Annotated in this window: 18 protein-coding genes; 14 read left to right on the forward strand and 4 right to left on the reverse strand. The window is 70.4% G+C overall.

Going from position 1 to position 19,407, the window contains the following annotated elements; genetic code table 11:
- Positions 1–7 precede the first annotated feature (7 nt).
- The 9 genes from NKJ47_RS01155 to NKJ47_RS01195 all read left to right on the forward strand — a co-directional run bounded on the left by NKJ47_RS01155 (position 8) and on the right by NKJ47_RS01195 (position 7,947).
- Positions 8–1,003, forward strand: a complete 996-nt coding sequence (locus NKJ47_RS01155; protein ID WP_254459756.1) for a TRAP transporter substrate-binding protein — start codon at positions 8–10, stop codon at positions 1,001–1,003.
- 10 nt (positions 1,004–1,013) lie between these two features.
- Positions 1,014–1,532, forward strand: a complete 519-nt coding sequence (locus tag NKJ47_RS01160; RefSeq protein ID WP_254459757.1) for a TRAP transporter small permease — start codon at positions 1,014–1,016, stop codon at positions 1,530–1,532.
- Positions 1,533–1,534: 2 nt separating this feature from the next.
- Complete coding sequence (locus tag NKJ47_RS01165; RefSeq protein WP_254459758.1) at positions 1,535–2,818, forward strand: TRAP transporter large permease; 1,284 nt, start codon at positions 1,535–1,537, stop codon at positions 2,816–2,818.
- 180 nt (positions 2,819–2,998) lie between these two features.
- Positions 2,999–4,057 (forward strand): LacI family DNA-binding transcriptional regulator, encoded by a 1,059-nt coding sequence (locus NKJ47_RS01170; protein WP_254459759.1) that lies wholly within the window; start codon positions 2,999–3,001, stop codon positions 4,055–4,057.
- Between the two features lie 465 nt (positions 4,058–4,522).
- Positions 4,523–4,912, forward strand: coding sequence for a glyoxalase superfamily protein (locus NKJ47_RS01175; protein ID WP_254459760.1), 390 nt, complete (start codon positions 4,523–4,525; stop codon positions 4,910–4,912).
- A gap of 159 nt (positions 4,913–5,071) precedes the next feature.
- Positions 5,072–5,926, forward strand: coding sequence for a 5-dehydro-4-deoxy-D-glucuronate isomerase (kduI, locus tag NKJ47_RS01180; protein ID WP_254459761.1), 855 nt, complete (start codon positions 5,072–5,074; stop codon positions 5,924–5,926).
- Between the two features lie 58 nt (positions 5,927–5,984).
- Positions 5,985–6,740 carry a 2-dehydro-3-deoxy-D-gluconate 5-dehydrogenase KduD gene (gene kduD / locus NKJ47_RS01185; protein WP_254459762.1) on the forward strand — a complete coding sequence of 252 codons (756 nt, stop codon included), beginning with the start codon at positions 5,985–5,987 and terminating at the stop codon, positions 6,738–6,740.
- Positions 6,741–6,857: 117 nt separating this feature from the next.
- Positions 6,858–7,514 (forward strand): RpiB/LacA/LacB family sugar-phosphate isomerase, encoded by a 657-nt coding sequence (locus NKJ47_RS01190; RefSeq protein ID WP_254459763.1) that lies wholly within the window; start codon positions 6,858–6,860, stop codon positions 7,512–7,514.
- Positions 7,515–7,743: 229 nt separating this feature from the next.
- Positions 7,744–7,947, forward strand: coding sequence for a hypothetical protein (locus tag NKJ47_RS01195; protein WP_254459764.1), 204 nt, complete (start codon positions 7,744–7,746; stop codon positions 7,945–7,947).
- Between the two features lie 63 nt (positions 7,948–8,010).
- Here NKJ47_RS01195 and phhA read toward each other — a convergent pair whose 3' ends face one another.
- Complete coding sequence (phhA, locus tag NKJ47_RS01200) at positions 8,011–8,901, reverse strand: phenylalanine 4-monooxygenase (RefSeq protein WP_254459765.1); 891 nt, start codon at positions 8,899–8,901, stop codon at positions 8,011–8,013.
- A gap of 126 nt (positions 8,902–9,027) precedes the next feature.
- Between phhA and NKJ47_RS01205 the strand changes: the two genes are divergently transcribed.
- Positions 9,028–9,507, forward strand: a complete 480-nt coding sequence (locus NKJ47_RS01205) for an Lrp/AsnC family transcriptional regulator (RefSeq protein WP_254459766.1) — start codon at positions 9,028–9,030, stop codon at positions 9,505–9,507.
- A gap of 221 nt (positions 9,508–9,728) precedes the next feature.
- Positions 9,729–11,927: a TonB-dependent siderophore receptor gene (locus tag NKJ47_RS01210; protein ID WP_254459767.1), complete on the forward strand. Its 2,199-nt coding sequence runs from the start codon at positions 9,729–9,731 to the stop codon at positions 11,925–11,927.
- A gap of 102 nt (positions 11,928–12,029) precedes the next feature.
- Here NKJ47_RS01210 and NKJ47_RS01215 read toward each other — a convergent pair whose 3' ends face one another.
- Together NKJ47_RS01215 and NKJ47_RS01220 are read right to left on the reverse strand one after the other, a co-directional pair.
- The gene (locus tag NKJ47_RS01215) at positions 12,030–13,058 is read right to left on the reverse strand and encodes a patatin-like phospholipase family protein (RefSeq protein ID WP_254459768.1); all 1,029 of its coding nucleotides are present in this window, start codon (positions 13,056–13,058) and stop codon (positions 12,030–12,032) included.
- A 201-nt stretch (positions 13,059–13,259) separates the two neighbouring features.
- Complete coding sequence (locus tag NKJ47_RS01220) at positions 13,260–14,273, reverse strand: TIGR00266 family protein (RefSeq protein WP_254459769.1); 1,014 nt, start codon at positions 14,271–14,273, stop codon at positions 13,260–13,262.
- A gap of 281 nt (positions 14,274–14,554) precedes the next feature.
- Here NKJ47_RS01220 and NKJ47_RS01225 point away from each other — a divergent pair, with 281 nt between their 5' ends.
- Genes NKJ47_RS01225 through NKJ47_RS01235 form a run of 3 tightly spaced genes read left to right on the forward strand, consistent with a single transcriptional unit; the run spans position 14,555 to position 18,360 of the window.
- The gene (locus NKJ47_RS01225; RefSeq protein WP_254459770.1) at positions 14,555–15,724 is read left to right on the forward strand and encodes a hypothetical protein; all 1,170 of its coding nucleotides are present in this window, start codon (positions 14,555–14,557) and stop codon (positions 15,722–15,724) included.
- A 10-nt stretch (positions 15,725–15,734) separates the two neighbouring features.
- The gene (locus tag NKJ47_RS01230; RefSeq protein ID WP_254459771.1) at positions 15,735–16,157 is read left to right on the forward strand and encodes a phosphate ABC transporter substrate-binding protein; all 423 of its coding nucleotides are present in this window, start codon (positions 15,735–15,737) and stop codon (positions 16,155–16,157) included.
- A 19-nt stretch (positions 16,158–16,176) separates the two neighbouring features.
- The gene (locus NKJ47_RS01235; RefSeq protein ID WP_254459772.1) at positions 16,177–18,360 is read left to right on the forward strand and encodes a methyl-accepting chemotaxis protein; all 2,184 of its coding nucleotides are present in this window, start codon (positions 16,177–16,179) and stop codon (positions 18,358–18,360) included.
- A gap of 52 nt (positions 18,361–18,412) precedes the next feature.
- Here NKJ47_RS01235 and NKJ47_RS01240 read toward each other — a convergent pair whose 3' ends face one another.
- Positions 18,413–19,246 carry an acid phosphatase gene (locus NKJ47_RS01240; RefSeq protein ID WP_254459773.1) on the reverse strand — a complete coding sequence of 278 codons (834 nt, stop codon included), beginning with the start codon at positions 19,244–19,246 and terminating at the stop codon, positions 18,413–18,415.
- Between the last annotated feature and the right edge of the window lie 161 nt (positions 19,247–19,407).

Genomic DNA, 19,407 nt, shown 5'->3' on the forward strand with positions numbered 1-19,407 from the left:
GCGCAGCATGATCACTCGTAGACGATTCCTCGGTGCCGGCATCACCGCCGCGGCGGCGGCCAGCGTGCCGCTGGGCGCGCTGGCGCAGCGCGGCGACACCCGCCTGCTCACCGCCACCGACGTGCACGTGGCCGACTATCCCACCGTGGAGGCGGTGCGCTGGTTCGGGCAGACCCTGGAGCAGCAGACCGGCGGCCGCCTGCGCCTGCGCCAGTACCACTCCGGCCAGCTCGGCCGCGAGGCGGAGGCGATCGACATGGCGCGCTTCGGCGCCATCGACATCACCCGGGTGTACTCCGGCGCGCTGAACAACACCTTCCCGCTGACCCAGGCGCTGTGCCTGCCGTACGTGTTCGACTCGGTGGCGCACCTGCGCCGCGCGATCGACGGCCACGTCGGCGACAGCATCCTGCGCAGCTTCGAACAGCGCGACCTGGTCGGGCTGGCGATCTACGACTCCGGCGCGCGCTGCTTCTACAACACCAAGCATCCGCTGCGGCAGCCCAAGGACCTGCACGGGCTCAAGCTGCGCGTGGCGTCCTCGGACATCTTCCTCAAGCTGATGCGTATGCTCGGCGCCAATCCGACGCCGATGTCGCTGGGCGAGACCTTCTCGGCGATGGAGACGCACATGATCGACGGCGCCGAGAACAACATGCGCAGCTTCCAGTCCAGCCGCCACTTCGAAGCCGCGCACTACTGGTCGCAGAGCGAGCACTCCTACGCGCCGGACGTGCTGGTGATGTCCAGGCGCAGCTTCGAGACGCTGGCGCCGGACGAGCGCGCGCTGGTGCTGGAGACCGCACGGCAATCGGTGACGGTGATGCGCCGGCTGTGGGACGCCTCCGAGGCGCAGGCGCGGCAGCAGGTGATCGACTACGGCGTGGCCGTCAACGAGGTCGACATGCCGGCCTTCCGCAAGGCCGCCGCGCCGCTGCTGGCCGAGTACCGGCAGCAGCCGGACATCGAAGCCCTCTACCGCCGCATTCGCGATTTCGCCTGAGCCCATGCCGATGACCGACCACGACCTCGCCCCCCCGGTGTCGCCGCTGCAGCGGCTGCTGGACCGCATCGCCCACCTCGCCATCGGCATCGCCGCCGCGGCCCTGCTCGGGCTGGTGGTGGTGCAGGGCTGGCAGGTGTTCACCCGCTACGTGCTCAACGACTCGCCGAGCTGGACCGAGCCGGTGACGCTGCTGCTGCTGAGCACGGCGATGAGCCTGGGCGCCGCCGCCGGCGTGCACACCCGCCGCCACTTCGGCTTCTTCCTGCTGGCCGAGACGCTGCACGCCACCCTGCGCCGGGTCATCGACCTGCTGCGCCCGCTGCTGGTGGCCGCGATCGGTGCGGTGATCGCGTGGTGGGGCGCGGTGCTGCTGCTGGACGGGCTGGACATCAAGATGGCCGGCGCGCGGATGCCGCAGAGCATCAATTACCTGCCGCTGTCGATCGGCGGCGCGCTGATGAGCGTGTTCGCGCTGTACCAGGCCTGGCGGGTGCTGCGCCCGGGCACCACCGTGGGGAGGAACTGAGCATGGCCATCGCCATCCTGTTGGGATTGTTCGTGGTGCTGCTGCTGATCGGCGTGCCGGTGGCGTACGCGCTGGGCGCGGCGGCGCTGGCCACGCTGCTGTACCTGGACCTGCCGGCGGTGGTGCTGGTGCAGCAGATCTCCGCCGGCAGCGGCTCGGCGTCGCTGATCGCGATCCCGTTGTTCATCTTCGCCGGCGAACTGATGCTGCGCGGCGGCATCTCCGACCGCCTGATCGCGCTGGCGTCGTCGCTGGTCGGGCGCATGCGCGGCGGCCTGGGCCAGGTCAGCGTGCTGTCCTCGCTGTTCTTCGGCGGCGTGTCCGGCTCGGCCATCGCCGACGTCTCGGCAGTCGGCGGCACCATGATTCCGCAGATGATCAACCGCGGCTACGACCGCGACTACGCGGTCAACGTCAGCATGACCGCGGCGCTGGTGGCGCTGCTGGTGCCGCCCTCGCACAACCTGATCCTGTTCTCGGCCGCGGCCGGCGGTGGCCTGTCGATCGCCGACCTGTTCGCCGCCGGCATCGTCCCGGCGCTGCTGATGACCGCGGCGATGATGCTCACCGGCTACGCGGTGGCGCGCTCGCGCGGCTACGGCACCGAGGCGTTCCCGGGCTGGCGCGCGGTGGCGCTGCGGCTGGTCGGGGCGTTGCCGGGCCTGGGCCTGGTCGCGCTGATCTTCGTCGGCATCCGCGCCGGCATCTTCACCGCGGTGGAGAGCGCGGCGATCGCGGTGGTGTACGCGCTGCTGGTCACCGCGTTGCTGTACCGGCAACTGCGCTGGGCCGAGTTCTTCGCCGCGGTCACGCATGCCGCGCGCACCACCGGGGTGATCCTGTTCGTGATCGCCACCGCGGCGGTGTTCGGCTGGCTGCTGGCCTACCTGCAGGTGCCGGCGGCGGCGGTGCACTTCCTGCAGTCCATCGCCCACAGCCAGCACACGGTGTTGCTGATGATCGTGGTGATGCTGCTGTTGCTGGGCATGTTCTTGGACCTGGCGCCGAAGATCCTGATCTGCACGCCGATCTTCCTGCCGGTGGCCAAGGCCTACGGCATCGACCCGATCCATTTCGGCCTGGTGATGGTGCTGGCCGGCGGCATCGGCCTGATCACTCCGCCGGTGGGCTCGGTGCTGTTCATCGGTACCTCGATCGGGCAGATCACCGTCGCCCAGAGCATGCGCACCATCTGGCCGTTCTGGCTGGCGGCGCTGTGCGTGCTGCTGATCGTGGCGTTCTTCCCGGAACTGTCGCTGTGGCTGCCGCGCGCGCTGCGCGCGTGAGCCGGCCCGGCGGCGTGCGACAGGCCGCAACCGCGGGCCGTCCACGCAGATCGCCGCTGCCGGCGTCGGTGGCCCAGCGGCCCGCGCCGGGGCGGTGCGTCTACACCGCTTGCGTGACCGTGCGCGGGAGCCAACATGACACCCAGTAGAATCTCCTCTCTTTCGCCCGGTTTTCCGTCCATGGCGCCGAACAAGCCCCGTCCCGCCGATGCTCCCGCCTCCGCCCACGGCAAGGCCGCGACGATCAACGACATCGCGCGCCTGTCCGGGGTGTCGAAGAAGACCGTGTCGCGGATCATCAACAACTCGCCGCTGGTGCGCAAAGACACCCGCGAGAAGGTCGAGGCGCTGATGCGCGAGGTCGGCTACGCGCCGGACCCGCTGGCGCGCGGGCTGGCGTTCCGCCGCTCGTTCCTGATCGGCATGGTCTACGACAACCCCACCGCGCAGTACATCGTGGACATGCAGTACGGCGCGCTGGACGCGCTGCGCGGCTCCAGCTTCGAACTGGTGGTGCATCCCTGCGACAGCCGCAGCCCCGGCTACATCGAGGGCGTGCGCCGTTTCGTGCAGCAGCAGAAGCTGCATGGGGTGATCCTGGTGCCACGCGCCTCCGAGGACCAGGCGCTGGCGGACATGCTCGCCGGCATCGGCGTGCGCTACACCCGCATCGCCTCGCTGCCGCTGGATAGCACCTCGCAGATGGTGGTCACCCACGACCGCGACGGCGCCGCCGAGGCCGCCGACTACCTGCTGTCGCTGGGCCACCGCGACATCGCCCTGATCACCGGCCCCAGCGCCTACCGCTCCGCGCACGAGCGCACCGCCGGCTTCATCGACGCGCTGACCCGGCGCGGCATCGAACTGCCGCCGGCGCGCATCGTCGAGGCCGGCTACACCTTCGAATCGGGCGTGGCCGCGGCGGAAAAGCTGCTGCTGGGCAAGCAACGGCCCAGCGCGATCTTCACCGGCAACGACGAAATGGCCGCCGGCGTGTACAAGGTCGCGCTGCGCGCCAACATCAACATCCCGCGCCAGCTCTCGATCATCGGTTACGACGACAGCCCGCTGGCCTCGCGGCTGTGGCCGTCGCTGACCTCGGTGCGCCGGCATACCCGCGACACCGGCCGCACCGCCGCGGCGATGCTGATCCAGCCCGAGGGCACGCCGTCGCTGGCGGTGGCCAGCGTGCGCCCGCACCTGATCGTGCGCGACTCCTGCCAGCCGCCGGAAGACTGAGCGCGGCGGCGCGGCCGGCGACCGGCGCGCGCGCGACGTGTCGGGGCGAGCGGCGCTTGCGGCCTGCCATGCGCTTGCGAAGCAACGGCGCGATCCGTCGGTCGAGATTCGCCGCTGCCGAAGCGGCTTCAGCGCATCTCCAATCCAGGTGTGGGGCGCATTTGCGGGAGGGGCTTCAGCCCCGACGCGCACGAACGGAACTGCCGTGGCGGCGGATCCTCCAGGGACCGGGAACGCTCCGCGCCGCAACGCGGCGCCCGCTTGGCCGTGGGACCTGCCCGTTCCGATGCCATCCATGCATTGCGCCCGCACGGTACGTGTCCTGCCACCGCACCCCTCCCGGCCCGCCGCAAACCCTCTACACTGCGTCAGACCGTGCGGACACCGCTCCGCCCATCGAAGGCCCGCTCCGTTCCGGCACCGCCCGGGCGGACCCACGCGGCCTTCCCGCGAGGAGCCTTCGCCATGTCGTCCCCTGTCCCTGCCGCCACCGCGGTCCGTTTCGGCCGCCTGGCGCCGACCGTGCCCGTCGCCGACATCGCCCGCGCCGTCGCCTTCTACACCGAACGCCTGGGCTTCCGCAGCGTGTTCCAGAACGGCAGCCCGGTCGGCTTCGTGATCCTGAAGAAGGACGCCGCCGAACTGCACCTGACCCTGCGCCCGGGCCACCGCGGCAGCACCAGCAACGTCGCCCACCTGCTGGTCGACGACGCGGCGGCGCTGCACGACGGCCTGCAGGCGCAGGGCGTGCGCATCGTCAAGGCGATCCGCGACGCGGACTTCGGCCTGCGCTGCTTCGTCTTCGCCGACCCCGACGGCAACCGCATCGACGTCGGCCAGCCGTTGCCGCGCTGAGCCGCTGCGCTGCCCCCGCGGCGCAGCGCCTTTCATCCCCAATCCCGAATCCCCAATCCCCGCCGTTCGTGCACTGCGGAATGACACCGGTTTACCAGACCCGCTAGACTGTCCTCCGTGGCGGGCTGCCGCATGCCGTCGCCTGCACTGGAGAGGCCCATGTCCCTGTACTGCAAGACCCACTACGCCACCCATCCCGACGCGATCAAGGGCGCCAGCAACGACCAGCTGCGCGACCTGTACCTGCTCGACGGCCTGTTCGTGGACGACGCGGTGACCCTGAAGTACACCCACTACGAGCGCTTCGTGCTCGGCGGCGCCGCGCCGCTGACCGGGCCGGTGCGGCTGCCGGCGCAGACCGAGCCGGCCTCCGCCGCCGGTCGCCCGTTCCTGGAGCGGCGCGAGCTGGGCGTGATCAACGTCGGCGCCGGCAGCGGCACCGTCACCGTCGACGGCACCGCGTATCCGCTCGGTCCCAAGGACGGCCTGTACGTGGCGATGGGCAGCGCCGAGGTGCTGTTCGCCTCCGACGACGCGGCAACGCCGGCGCAGTTCTATCTGGCCTCCACACCGGCGCATGCGCGCTTTGCCACCAAGCGCCTGTCGATCGCCGAGGCGGTGGCGCTGGACCGCGGCGCGCTGGAGACCAGCAATGAACGCACCATCTACCAGTACATCGTGCCGGCCACCTGCCAGTCTTCGCAGTTGCTGCTGGGCCTGACCGTGCTCAAGCCGGGCAGCGTCTGGAACACCATGCCGCCGCACCTGCACGACCGCCGCAGCGAGGTCTACTTCTACTTCGACCTCGGCGCCAACGACCGCGTCTACCACTTCATGGGCGAGCCGGACGCGCAGCGCCACATCGTGGTCGCCAACAACGAGGCGGTGGTGTCGCCGCCGTGGTCGATCCACATGGGCGCCGGCACCGCCAACTACGCCTTCATCTGGGCGATGGGCGGCGAGAACCTCGACTACACCGACATGCACGTGCTGGACATCTGCCAGCTCAAGTAGGCGCCGTCCGCGCCGTGCCCCGTCCCCGCCGTCCGCATCCCTTCTAGGAGCCCCCGCAATGCCCCATCCGTTCAGTCTCGAAGGCAAGGTCGCCCTGGTCACCGGCGCCAACACCGGCCTCGGCCAAGGCATCGCCGTGGCGCTGGCGCAGGCCGGCGCCGACATCGCCGCCGCCGGCATCCAGGCGCCGACCGAGACCGAAGCCAAGGTCACCGCGCTGGGCCGGCGCTTCATCGCCATCGAGGCCAACCTGATCAGCATCGAGCCGGTGCAGCGCATCCTCGACCAGACCCTGGCCGGCCTCGGCCGCCTGGACATCCTGGTCAACAACGCCGGGCTGATCCGCCGCGCCGACGCGGTGGACTTCAGCGAGCAGGACTGGGACGACGTCATGAACGTCAACATCAAGTCCGCGTTCTTCATGTGCCAGGCCGCCGGCCGCCACTTCATCGCCCAGGGCAGCGGCAAGATCATCAACATCGCCTCGATGCTGTCGTTCCAGGGCGGCATCCGCGTGCCCTCGTACACCGCCAGCAAGTCCGGCATCGCCGGCATCACCCGCCTGCTCGCCAACGAGTGGGGCGCCAAGGGCGTCAACATCAACGCCATCGCCCCGGGCTACATGGCCACCGACAACACCGCGCAGCTGCGCGCCGACCCCGCGCGCAACCAGGCGATCCTGGAGCGCATCCCGGCCGGCCGCTGGGGCGTGCCGGAGGACCTGGGCGGCACCGCGGTGTTCCTGGCCAGCAGCGCCTCGGACTACGTCAACGGCACCGTGATCCCGGTCGACGGCGGCTGGCTCGCGCGCTAACAGCCGTCCCTTCTCCCCCCGGGAGAAGGTGCCCGCAGGGCGGATGAGGGTACGCCCACCGCCGACCCATCCCAGCCAAACCCTTCCATCACCCAATCCCCCACCAAAGGACCCCCCATGAAAATCGCCCTAATGAACGAGTTCAGCCAGGCCGCCAAGAACCCGGTGATCCTGCAGCAGCTCAACGACGTCGCCGCCGCCCAGGGCCACAGCGTGTTCAACGTCGGCATGGACGGCGACGCCGACCACCGCCTGACCTACATCCACCTGGGCATCTGCGCCGGCCTGCTGCTCAATGCCGGCGCGGTGGATTTCGTGGTCGCCGGCTGCGGCACCGGCCAGGGCGCGATGATGTCGCTCAACGCCCACCCGGGCGTGTTCTGCGGCTACTGCATCGAGCCGACCGACGCCTACCTGTTCGCCCAGGTCAACAACGGCAACGCGCTGGCGCTGGCCTTCGCCAAGGGCTACGGCTGGGGCGCGGAGATCAACGTGCGCTACATCTTCGAGAAGGCCTTCGGCGGCGAGCGCGGCATGGGCTACCCGGCCGAGCGCCGAGAATCGCAGCAGGCCAACGCCGGCATCCTGACCCAGGTCAAGCAGGCCCTGGCCAAGTCCTACCTGGACGGCCTGCGCGCGCTGGATCCGGAACTGGTCAAGCAGGCCGTGGGCGGCCCGCGCTTCCAGCAGTGCTTCTTCGACAACGCCCAGGACGCCGAGCTGCGCGCCTTCGTCGCCGGGGTGCTGGGCAAGGCCGAGGCGGCTGCGGCCTGATCGCATAGTGCTCCGCTCGAGCCCCTCTCCGGTGGAGAGGGGGTAGGGCGAGCGCCGAAGGAAGCGACCAGAGCGCATCACGCTTCCGCGCGCGCCGCTCCTGTGGCGTCGCGCTGCAGCGGCTTCGGTCCGAAATGCAAAAGGCCCAGCCGCCCAGATCGTCCGGTCGCACATCTGGGACCTCGAATTCGAGGTCCAGAACGCCGGGGGGCGGCCCACCGTCGCGAACATGCGCAACCACATCCTCGGCTGCGTGCCGGCGCGCAGCGTCGTCGGCACCCGGCTGCCTGCGGGTCCGCAGGGGCCGTTCAAGCTGACCACGCCGCAGATTCGCGGGAGCGAGGTCGGCGGCAGCGCCCTCTACAACTACTTGAACGGCTGCAACCTGAAACCGGCCAGCGTGACCGGCATCGCTGTCATGGGCGATGACTGAGCGCGCGGTGCGGCCAGGCGACGGTCGCGTGCGGGCACGCCCGCCGCGGCCGTCGTGGGGACCTCACACGTCCCCGCCGTCCGCCCAGCCTTCGCCGCTGCCGGCATGGAACACGCGGTCCTGCGCCTGTACCTGGCCGGCCGGCAGGTGCGCCTGGTCGGCCAGCGCCGCGTAGAGCGGAGTGAAGTCTGGCGAGGTCGCCTGCATCAGCTGTTCGAAGCTATCGATGACGAAGTAGGTCTTCTGGTAGGTGTCGATGCGGTAGCGGGTGCGCATGATCCGCTGCAGGTCGAAGCCGATGCGGTTGGGCGCGTCAGACTCCAGCGAATACAGCGACTCGCCCTTGGAGGAGACGATGCCGGCGCCGTAGATGCGCAGGCCGTCGGCGGTGTCGATCAGGCCGAACTCCACCGTGTACCAGTACAGCCGGGTCAGGTTCTGCAGCGCCTCCGGGCCGATCGCGTGCGCCTTCACTCCGCCGCGGCCGTAGGCCTGCATGTAGTCGGCGAACAGCGGGTTCATCAGCAGCGGCACGTGGCCGAACAGGTCGTGGAACAGGTCCGGCTCGGCGATGTAGTCGATCTGCTCGGGCCGGCGGATCCACCAGGTCACCGGGAAGCGGCGGTTGGCCAGGTGATCGAAGAAGTCCAGTTCCGGCAGCAGTCCCTCGACACCGACCAGGGTCCAGCCGGTGGCCGCCTGCAGCACCGCGTTGAGCTGGTCGAAGCGCGGGATCGCCTGCGGACTCATGCCCATCGCGTCCTGCGCCTGCAGGAACTCGTCGCACGCCCGGCCGACCAGCAGGTCGCGCTGGCGCTTGTACAGCGTGCCCCAGGTGGCATGGTCGTCGGCGCTGTAGCTGTCCCACGGCTGGGCCACCACGGCGGTGGTGTAGACCGGCACGTAGCCCTTGTCGGTCTGCTGGTGTTCGACGCGGCGCGGTGCGGTGTCCATGGTCGACGCTCCGGGAAGGGATGCCACGATGGTAGGCGTGCCGGCGCGCAATGGGCTTGCGAAGTTGCGCGGATCCGCGCGCTGTGCGCAACATTGTTGCGTCAAACGCATGTTGCAGAGCAATAAATGACCGGATCGCCGACCTTCGACCGCACCGACCTGCGCCTGCTCGCCCTGCTGCAGCGGCAGGGCCGGGCCAGCAACGCCGAACTGGCGGCGCAGGTGAACCTGTCGCCCTCGGCCTGCCTGCGCCGGGTGCAGCGGCTGGAAGCCGAGGGCGTGGTCGCCGGCTACGCCGCGCGGCTGGTGCCGGCGGCGCTGGGCCTGGGCCTGCAGGCCTTCGTCCGCGTGCAGTTGGAGAAGCACGGCCAGAGCGGCATCGCCCATTTCGCCGAGAGCGTGCAGGGCTGGGACGAGGTGGTCGCCTGCCATGCGCTGACCGGCGACATGGACTACCTGCTGCACGTCTACGTCCGCGATCTGGCGCACTTCTCCGCGTTCCTGCTGGACAAGCTGCTCAACGCCGCCGGCGTCGCCGACGTCAATTCCAGCTTCGTGCTGCGCACCGTCAAGGACTTCGCCGGCCTGCCGCTGCCGCGCGGCTAGCGGCCCGACGCGGATGTGTCGCCGCGTGTCGGTGTGTGACAACCCTTGTTAAGTTGTTGCTAACGATTTACATTTGCATTCTGCGACGGCCATCCACGGCCACAACCCCTCCGCCAGCACGATAGGCGAGCCGCGCCGGATCCCGGCCGTGGGGGCTGGCTGCGCCTGTCGCTTTCTTCCACCGCGTCGCCGCCGCCGCGCCACCCCCGCGAGATCACTCCATGCGTCCTTCCGTTTCCCACCGTCTGCTCTACCTCGCCCTGCTGTCCGCGCTCTCCGGCGCGCCGGCGCCGTTGCTGGCCGCCGAGGTGGCCGACGCGGCCGATCAACCGACCACGCTGGACAAGGTGGAGGTCAGCGGCAGCCCGAGCCGCGCGCAGCCGTCCACCACCACCCGCCTGCCGCTGACGCTGCAGGAAACGCCGCAATCGGTGAGCGTGCTGGGCCAGCAGCGCCTGGAAGAGGAATCGCTGTTCAGCATCAACGACGTGATGCGCAACGTCACCGGCGTCAACGTGTCCTTCTACGACACCCAGCGGCCGCTGTACTTCGCGCGCGGCTTCCAGATCACCGACTTCCAGGTCGACGGCCTGCCCACCTACAGCGGCTCCACCAATCAGGAATACGACATGGTCTTCTACGACCGCGTCGAGGTGATCCGTGGCGCCAACGGCCTGCTCAGCGGCGCCGGCATCCCCTCGGCCACGGTCAACCTGCTGCGCAAGCGTCCCGGCAAGACCTTCGATGCGTCGTTCGCGGCCTCGCTTGGCAGCTGGGACTTCCGCCGTACCCAGGCCGACGTCACCGCGCCGCTGAGCGCCGACGGCCGCTTCCGCAGCCGCTTCGTCGCCGCCTGGCAGGACCGCGGCTACTACTACGACCACTACAGCGACCAGAAGATGTCCGGCATGGCGGTGCTGGAAGGCGACCTGACCGAGGCCACCACGGTCACCGTCGGCTACCAGCGCCAGGACAACGACCCGGTCGGCGCGACCTGGGGCACGGTGCCGTACTTCTTCGCCGACGGCGCGTTCGCCGACCTGCCCACGTCCACCAACCTGGCGCCGAAGTGGACGCGCTGGCAGCGCAACACCCACACCACCTTCGCCAACCTGGAACAGCGCTTCGGCGAGAACTGGCTGCTGAAGGTCAACCTGGCGCGCACCGAAGGCGCGGTCGACAACCTGCGCGTCTATGGCAGCGGCTATCCCAAGCGCGACGGCAGCGGCCTCTACCTGCGCGCCGCCGCCGGGCAGACCAGCGACACCCGCGACGGCCTGGACGTGTACCTGTCCGGTTCGTTCCCGCTGTTCGGCCGCGACCACGACCTGGTGCTGGGCGGCAGCTGGCAGGACCTGCAGTCGACCACGCAGACCCTGGTGCTGCGCTATCCGGGCGACTGGGCCAGCTGCGGCCGCGAGCGCTGCTACTACATCCCCAACGTCTACGACTGGCACGGCGACGTGTCGCAGATCAGCGCCGCCCGCACCGGTGCGCGGCGCGAGGCGCGCACCACCCAGCGCGGCGTGTACGCCTCCACCCGGCTGCGCCTGGCCGAGCCGCTGTCGCTGATCGCCGGCGCGCGGCTGAGTTCCTGGCAGACCCGCACGCAGGCCTTCGCCGCCAACGGCGCCTACACCGGCACCAGCGGCCGCTACCGGGTCAGCGACGAGGTCACGCCCTACGTCGGCCTGGTCTACGCCATCACCCCGGACATCTCCACCTACGCCAGCTACACCGAGATCTTCAATCCGCAGAACTACAAGGACAAGGACAACAACCTGCTGGCGCCGGTGCAGGGCTCCAACCTGGAAGCGGGCGTCAAGGCGCAGCTGGCCGACGGCCGCGGGCTGCTCAGCGCGGCGGTGTTCGAGGCCAAGCAGGACAACTACGCGGTGCGCGATATGACCCAGCCCGAAGCCTCGCTGCCCGACGGCAGCTCGGCCTACATCGGCGTCAACGGCACCAAGAGCCGCGGCTGGGAACTGGAGTACAACGGCGAACTGCGCCCGGGCTGGACGCTCAACGCCGGCTACACCCGCGCCAAGGTCACCCGCGCGCCGACCGATGCGATCTACGCCAACCTGCCGGAGGACTATCTGCAGCTGTCCACCCAGGTGCGCCTGCCCGGCGCCTGGCAGCGGCTGAGCCTGGGCGGCGGCGTGAGCTGGCAGAGCGCGGTGCGCGGCTACAACATCCAGCGCCCGCTCGGCGACGGCAGCGCCGCCACGCGCCCGGTCACCGTGGTGCAGGACCCGTACGCGCTGGTGCACTTCAACGCCAACTACCAGCTCAGCACGCAATGGACCGCGACGCTGGCGGTGACCAATGCGCTGAACAAGAAATACTGGGCGAACCTGGATTACCAGAACTACGGCGAACCGCGCTTCGTCAGCTTCACCCTGCGCTGGCGGTACTGAGTTGCGGTGTGGTGCCGGTGGGGTTGCGCCTAGCAGGAATGCGCGCTGGCGGTCGGACCCTCACCCCCGGCCCCTCTCCCGGTGGGAGAGGGGAGGGAAGCCTCAGTCCTTCGGCTTGCAGGGATCGTCGCGGCGCAGCAGGCGGCTCAGCCGCGATGGCGGTTCGCACGGCGGCCGCGCCGGTTGCGCCGCCTTCGCGGCGGCCGCCGCGGCCTCCGCGCGCTGCTGCTGCAGTTGCGCCAGCTTGGCCTTGATCTGCGGCATCGCCGCCAGCGCGGCCTTTTCGCCTTCCAGGATCGCGGCGTTGCGCTGGGCGAAGTCTGCCGCGCCGATATCGTTGACCTTGGGCCGGATCACGATGTCGGCCCGGCCCAGTTCCTGTTGGCCCAGGCGCTGGCCCATGATCGCGATCGACTGGTTGACGGTGCCGAGCATGCTGCCCGGGTTCTTGCCGCTGGCCTTGCTGGAGATGTCCACGGCGATGACGAAGTCGGCGCCGAGCTGGCGCGCGGCGTCCACCGGCACCGGGCTGACCACGCCGCCGTCGACGTAGTGGAACTTGCCGATGGCGACCGGCTCGAACACGCCGGGGATGCTGCTGGACGCGCGCACCGCCTGGCCGGCGTTGCCGCGTACGAACACGGTGCGCTCGCCGTCTTCCAGCCGGGTGGCGACCGCGGCGAACGGCTTGGCCAGCTTCTCGATCGGCTTGCCCTTGAGCTGGGCGTTGACGTAGTCCTGCAGCGCCTGGCCCTGCACCAGGCCGCCGGAGAACAGGCGCATGTCGCGGATGCTGCTCTCGTCCAGCGCCACCGCCGCCTGCTGCATCTGGAACGCGTCCATGCCGCTGGCGTACAGCGCGCCGACCACGCTGCCGGCGCTGGTGCCGGACACCACCGTCGGCTCCAGGCCGTTGGCCTGCAGCATCTTGATCACGCCGATGTGGGCGAAGCCCTTGGCCGCGCCGCCGCCCAGGGCGATGCCGATGCGCAGCGGCTTGGCGGCCGGCGTCGGGGCCGGTCCGTTCACCACCGGGGCCGGCGGCGCCGGCTTGGGTTCGCCGCCGCAGGCGGCAAGCAGGCCGAACAGGGACAGGGACAGCAGCAGGCGCGGGGAGCGGAACACGGTCATGGCAGCGTCGCGGAAAGGTGGAAGGAGCCGGCGCGAGCATAGCCGCATCCTCCTGCACCGCCCACGACCGGAGGTCATGCCGTGGGTGGTCCGGGCGCTTCAGCGGAGGCCCCGCTTGGGCGCCTGCTTCTGTGAGGCGCTGCGCGCCGTACCCTCACCCCAACCCCTCTCCCGATGGGAGAGGGGCGAAAGCACGCGGCCTCAGAAGTTGTTGTCGCCGTCCAGGATCCGGCCGAAGCCGCCGAGCACCGAGCCTTCGCCGCGGTTCTGCCCGCCGCCCTGCGGCGCGGCGGCGAACATGCGCCCGGCCAGGCGCGAGAACGGCAGCGACTGCAGCCACACCTTGCCCGGGCCGGTGAGGGTGGCCAGGAACATGCCCTCGCCGCCGAAGAACATGCTCTTGATGCCGCTGACTGGGCGCACGTCCATGTCCACCGAGGCGTGGAACGCGACCACGCAGCCGGTGTCCACGTCCAGCCGCTCGCCGGCGGCCAGTTCGCGCTCGACCACGCAGCCGCCGGCGTGCACAAACACCCAGCCGTCGCCCTCGAGCTTCTGCATGATGAAGCCTTCGCCGCCGAACAGGCCGGTCATGATCTTGCGCTGGAAGTGGATGCCCAGCGACACCCCGCGCGCGCCGGCCAGGAAGCTGTCCTTCTGGCAGATCAGGCGGCCGCCGTGCTGGTCCAGCTTCATCGCCAGCACGGTGCCGGGGTAGGGCGCGGCGAAGGCGACCTTGGCCTTGCCCTGGCCCTGGTGGGTGAACACGGTGGTGAACAGGCTCTCGCCGGTGACCAGGCGCTTGCCGGCCGACAGCAGCTTGCCCATCAGGCCGCTCTGGTTGCCGCCGGAGCCGTCGCCGAACACGGTGTCCATCTGCACCGCCGCGTCCTTGAACATCAGCGCGCCGGCCTCGGCCACCGCGCTCTCGCCCGGGTCCAGTTCGATCTCCACGAATTGCATCTCGTGGCCGACGATGCGGTAGTCGATCTCGTCGGCGCGGCCGCCGGCAGCGGGCGGCGGCGGCAGGCCCGGCGGCAGGAAGGACGCGCCGCCCTGCAGGGCGGCGATCTGCGCCACCGGAAGCCAGCCGCTCTGGCCCTGGCACCAGGCCAGCGCGGTGGGGTTGTTGCGGGCGAAGGCGACCGCGTCGGCATCGTCGAACGGGCCGGAGCGGGTCTGTTCGCTGCCGGTCAGGAAATACCACTGGCTCATGGGTGCGGGTCCTTGGCGGGAAGTCGCGGCGAGTCTAACGGTCCGCCGCAACGGCAGACACCTGCCCATCGGCAGGGGGCGGCCGGCGCGGCCGTTGCCGTCGAGGCCGGGGCGCGGGACGGCGTTTTGCAAACCGTTCGTCGCAAAAAACATGACGGTGCTCAAGAATGCAGGCGCATCGCCGCTACTCAGCTCACTGCCGCCACGGCCGTGTCCTTCGGGAAGGGATGCGGGGCCGGGCAGTCATCATCGCCAGCCCGCAATAGATTTGGGGAAATTCAATGAAATTCAATGTTTTACTGTTGAGCGGCGCGCTCGCGCTCGCGTGTTCCGGCCGCGTGCAAGCCCAGGACGGCCCCGAGCTGTCCTTCAGCGGCTTCGGCACCCTGGGACTGGTGCACTCCACCGAGGACCGCGCCGACTTCACGCCGGACCTGCAGACCACCGAAGGCGCCGGCGCCAGCCAGCGCACCTCGCCGCGCCCGGACTCGCGCATCGCCGGCCAGGTCAACGCCACCTTTACCGACAAGTTCAGCGGCGTGCTGCAGGTCACCAGCGAGTACGCCGAGCGCGCCTCGTACACGCCCAAGGTCACCCTGGCCCACGTCAAGTACCAGTTCGCCCCGGACTTCGCGGTCCGCCTCGGCCGCATCACCGCGCCGCTGTACATGCTCTCGGAGTACCAGCGCGTCGGCTACGCCACGCCGTGGGTGCGTCCGCCCTACGAGGTCTACAACTACCTGATGGCGATGGACGGCGTGGAAGGCGTGTACACGCGCAACGTCGGCCAGAGCGTGCTCAGCGTGCAGGGCTTCTACGGCCGCATCGATTCCAAGAAGGCCGAAGTGCACGCGATGCGCGGCCTGTCGCTGGTGCTGGACCAGGGCGCCTCCACCTACCGCGTGGCCTACATCAAGGGCAATGCCGACTACCGCACCGCCGACCTGGACCGGCTGTTCGGCCTCTACCGCCGGATCAACCCGGCCCTGGCCGAGCGCCTGGACACGGTCGGCGTCGCCGGCAGCTTCGCCAGCGTCGGCTACAGCTACGATCCGGGTCCGTGGTTCGCGCGCGCCGAAGTCATCCGCGCCGACTACTCGCCCTCGCTCAACGGCAAGAACACCGCCGGCTACGTGAGCGCCGGCGCCCGCTTCGGCGCGCTGACCCCGTCGTTGACCTACGCCAACGTCGACAAGAAGGCGCCGGTGATCGCGCCGGGCGCCGATCCGCTGGGGTTGATGACCCGCGCCGTCGCGCTCGCCGAGAACGGCCGCCACAGCTATACCGCCTCGCTGCGCTGGGACGTGTACGAGAACGTGGCCTTCAAGTTCCAGGCCAGCCACATCGTCAACAACGCCGGCTCGTACGGCAGCCTCGGCAACATCCAGCCGGGTTTCCGTCCTGGCGGCAGCTACAACCTGCTGTCGGCCTCCTTCGATTTCGTGTTCTGAGGACGACGCCATGAATGCTTACAAGATTGCCGGTGCTGCGGCGCTGGCCCTGCTGTTCTCCACCGCCGCGCAGGCCGAGGTGGTGGTGGTGATGTCGTCCAAGAGCCCGGTGGACAGCCTGAGCAAGGATCAGGTGGCGCAGATCTTCCTGGCCAAGTCCAACGCCTTGCCGGGCGGCGCGCAGGCCACGCCGATCGACCAGGAAGAGGGCGCCAAGGCGCGCGAGGAGTTCTACAAGAAGGTCACCGGCCGCGACGCGGCGCAGCTCAAGTCGTACTGGTCGCAGCTGATGTTCACCGGCAAGGCGCAGCGTCCCAAGCACGTGGCCGGCGACGATGCGGTCAAGAAGGCGGTCGCGGCGTCGCCTGGCGCGATCGGCTACATCGATGCCGGCACGCAGGACGCGAGCGTCAAGGTCGTCTTCAAGCCCTGACCGCCACCGGAGAGCCTCCATGATGAGACGTCTGCTTTCTCTGCCGTTGTTCTGGAAGATCCTGCTGCCGGCGGCGGTGTCGATCCTGTGCCTGCTGGGCTACATCGGCTTCAGCACCGTGGTGTTCCAGCGCAACAACGGACATCTGGAGGCGATCCGCGACGTGCACTTCCCGGTGCTGGACACCATGACGCGCAATGTCGCCGCGCTGGACAAGATCATCAACGGACTGAACGGCGCGGCGGCCGCCGGCGACATGGACATGCTCAACGCGACCCGTCCGATCGCCGAGCAGATCCACGCGTCCTACCTGAAGCTGCAGAAGACCGACCCGGGCAATGCCCCGGAGCTGGCGCGCCTGGGCAAGGAGTTCGACGCGTACTACGCGCACGCCTCGGCCGTGGCCGCGGCGTTCGCGCAGCAGCGCGAACCCGACGCGGCGGAACTGGAGGCGATGGCGCCGTCGCTGGAGCGCTACCGCACCCACCTCAACGCCATGCACCACAGCGCCGACGCGCGCTTCCGCGCCACGGTGCAGAACGCGGTGGACAGCTCGATCGCCGCCAGCGTCGGCGGTCTTGTGGTGGGCGTGCTCGGCGCGTTGGCCTGCATCGCCTTCGGCTGGATCGTCGCGCGCGCCATCACCCGTCCGCTGCGCCGCGCCATCCGCACCGCGCATGCGGTGTCGCAGGGCAAGCTGGACAACCCGATCGCGATCGACAGCGTCGACGAGGTCGGGCAGCTGCTGCAGGCCATGGACAGCATGCAGCGCCAGCTGCGCCGGGTGATCCAGGCGCAGACCGAGATGGGGGCGCAGCACGAGGCCGGCGTCACCAGCCACCGCATCGCCGCCGGTGACTTCCCCGGCGAGTTCGGCAGCATGGTCCAGGCCAGCAACGCCCTGGTCGAGGGGCACATCGCGGTGACCCTGCGCGTGGTCGAGCTGATCAAGCGCTATGCGCGCGGCGACCTGTCGCAGGAACTGGAAACCTTGCCGGGCGAACGCGCGGTGATCACCCAGTCGCTCAACGACGTGCGCCGCAACCTGCTGCGCATCAACGGCGAGATCCAGCGGATGGCCGCGGCCGCGGCGGCCGGCGACTTCACCGCGCGCAGCGACGAGGCCGCCTTCGACTTCGACTTCCGGCAGATCCTGGTCGATCTCAACCAACTGATGAGCACGGCCGACCGCAACCTCAACGCGCTGTCCTCGCTGCTGCAGGCGGTGGCCAGCGGCGACCTGACCGGGCGCATGCACGGCGAGTTCGAGGGCGTGTTCGCGCGGATGCGCGACGACGCCAACGCCACCGTCGCCCGCCTGACCGAGATCGTCGGCCGCATCCAGCACTCCTCCGCCGCGATCGACGCGGCCGCCGCCGAGATCGCCGCCGGCAACGACGACCTGTCGCGCCGCACCGAGCAGCAGGCGGCGAGCCTGGAGGAGACCGCCGCGTCGATGGAAGAGCTGACCTCCACGGTCAAGCAGAACGCCGAGTACGCGCAGCAGGCCAACCGCCTGGCCGCCGGCGCTGCCGCGGTCGCCATGCAGGGCGGCAACGTGGTCGGTCAGGTGGTGAGCACGATGGAGGGCATCGCCTCCTCGTCCCGGCGCATCGGCGACATCATCGGCGTGATCGACGGCATCGCCTTCCAGACCAACATCCTGGCGCTCAATGCCGCGGTGGAAGCCGCGCGTGCCGGCGAGCAGGGCCGCGGCTTCGCGGTGGTCGCCGGCGAGGTGCGCACGCTGGCGCAGCGCTCGGCCAATGCGGCCAAGGAGATCAAGGGCCTGATCGAGGAGTCGGTCGACCGCGTGGCCGATGGCTCGGCCCTGGTCGGCCAGGCCGGCACCACCATGCAGGAGATCGTGGCCTCGGTGCAGCGCGTCACCGACATCATGGGCGAGATCTCGGCTGCCTCGCGCGAGCAGTCGGCGGGCATCGAGCAGGTCAACACCACGGTGGCGCAGATGGATCAGGCCACCCAGCAGAACGCGGCGCTGGTCGAAGAGGCCACGGCCTCGGCGCGGGCGATGGAAGAGGAGGCAGGCCAGCTGAGCCAGTTGGTCGCGCTGTTCCGCCTGGGCGCGCCCGGGTCGGTACAGGCACCGCCACCGGTGCAGCTGGCGCACGCGGCACCGGTGGCGGAAGAGACCGCGGCGGCGTCGCCGGCCGCGGCCGTGGAGGACGCGCTCGACGCGTGAGCCGCCGGAACCGCGCCCGTGGCCGCTGGCGCGGCCGCGGGCCGCGCTGGCCCTACAGCGCGCTGGCCGGGTGGACCTGCAGCACGTCGGCTTCCGCGGTGCAGTCGCGACCCGGGATCCGCCCGGCGGCGCGCGCGGCGGCGATCTCGCCGCGTGCCGCGGCCAGGTCGGTGCGGAAGGCCGGATCGTCGTGCAGCCGCGCCACCGTGGCCGCGCCCATGAAGCGGCCGGCGAGCACGTCGCTTTGCCAGTGCACGTTGCACACCAGCCGGCTCTCGGCGTAGTTGCGGCCGCGCGCGATCAGCGCATCGGCGCGTTCGGGCGCGATCTCGCTCAGGATCAGCGCCCAGGCCCAGCCGATGGCGCTGTGTCCTGAGGGATAGGAACCGCTCTGGCGCAGGTCGTCGAGATCGCCCGGGGTGCAGACCGCCTGCTGGTTGCGCAGGAACGGCCGCGGGCGCTGGTACTGGCGCTTGGCCGCCTTGGTCGCGGCGCTGGCGTCGATGCGGCTGCGCTCCAGCAAGGTGTACAGGTGCGGGGTGTGCTGCGCGTCGATCGCCACGCCCAGCGCGCAGGCGAACTGGCCGGCGCCGCTCGGGAAGCTCAGGTCGGCATCGCGCGCGGCCTGCTGCCAGCGCGCGCTGCCGCGCAGGGCCAGCGCCTCGCGGTTGACCGCCAGATCCAGCGCCTCGCCCGGCGAGCCGGCCGCCGGCGGCGCCGGCAGCAACTGCAGGCTGTCCGGCAGCGCCGCGGCCGGCAGATAGCCCACCGCCTTGGTCGGCGCCGGCGCCGGCGCACGCAGCGCGGGACCGCTGCAGGCGGCCAGGGCGAGCGCCAGCGCGGCGGCGGCGGCGGAGCGGGAATGACGGGCGGACAGCACGGACATGCGAACTCGGACAGCGAGGGTGGACCGGTCAGTGTACGGCGCGACGCAGCGGCAGGTCGCCCATGGCGGCCTGCCACGGCGCCCGATTGCCGTAGGAGCGGCTTCAGCCGCGACGGGCGTTCTGGCGAAGGCCCGTCGCGGCTGAAGCCGCTCCTGCAGAT

Source organism: Xanthomonas sacchari (assembly GCF_024266585.1).
GTDB classification, from domain to species: domain Bacteria; phylum Pseudomonadota; class Gammaproteobacteria; order Xanthomonadales; family Xanthomonadaceae; genus Xanthomonas_A; species Xanthomonas_A sacchari_C.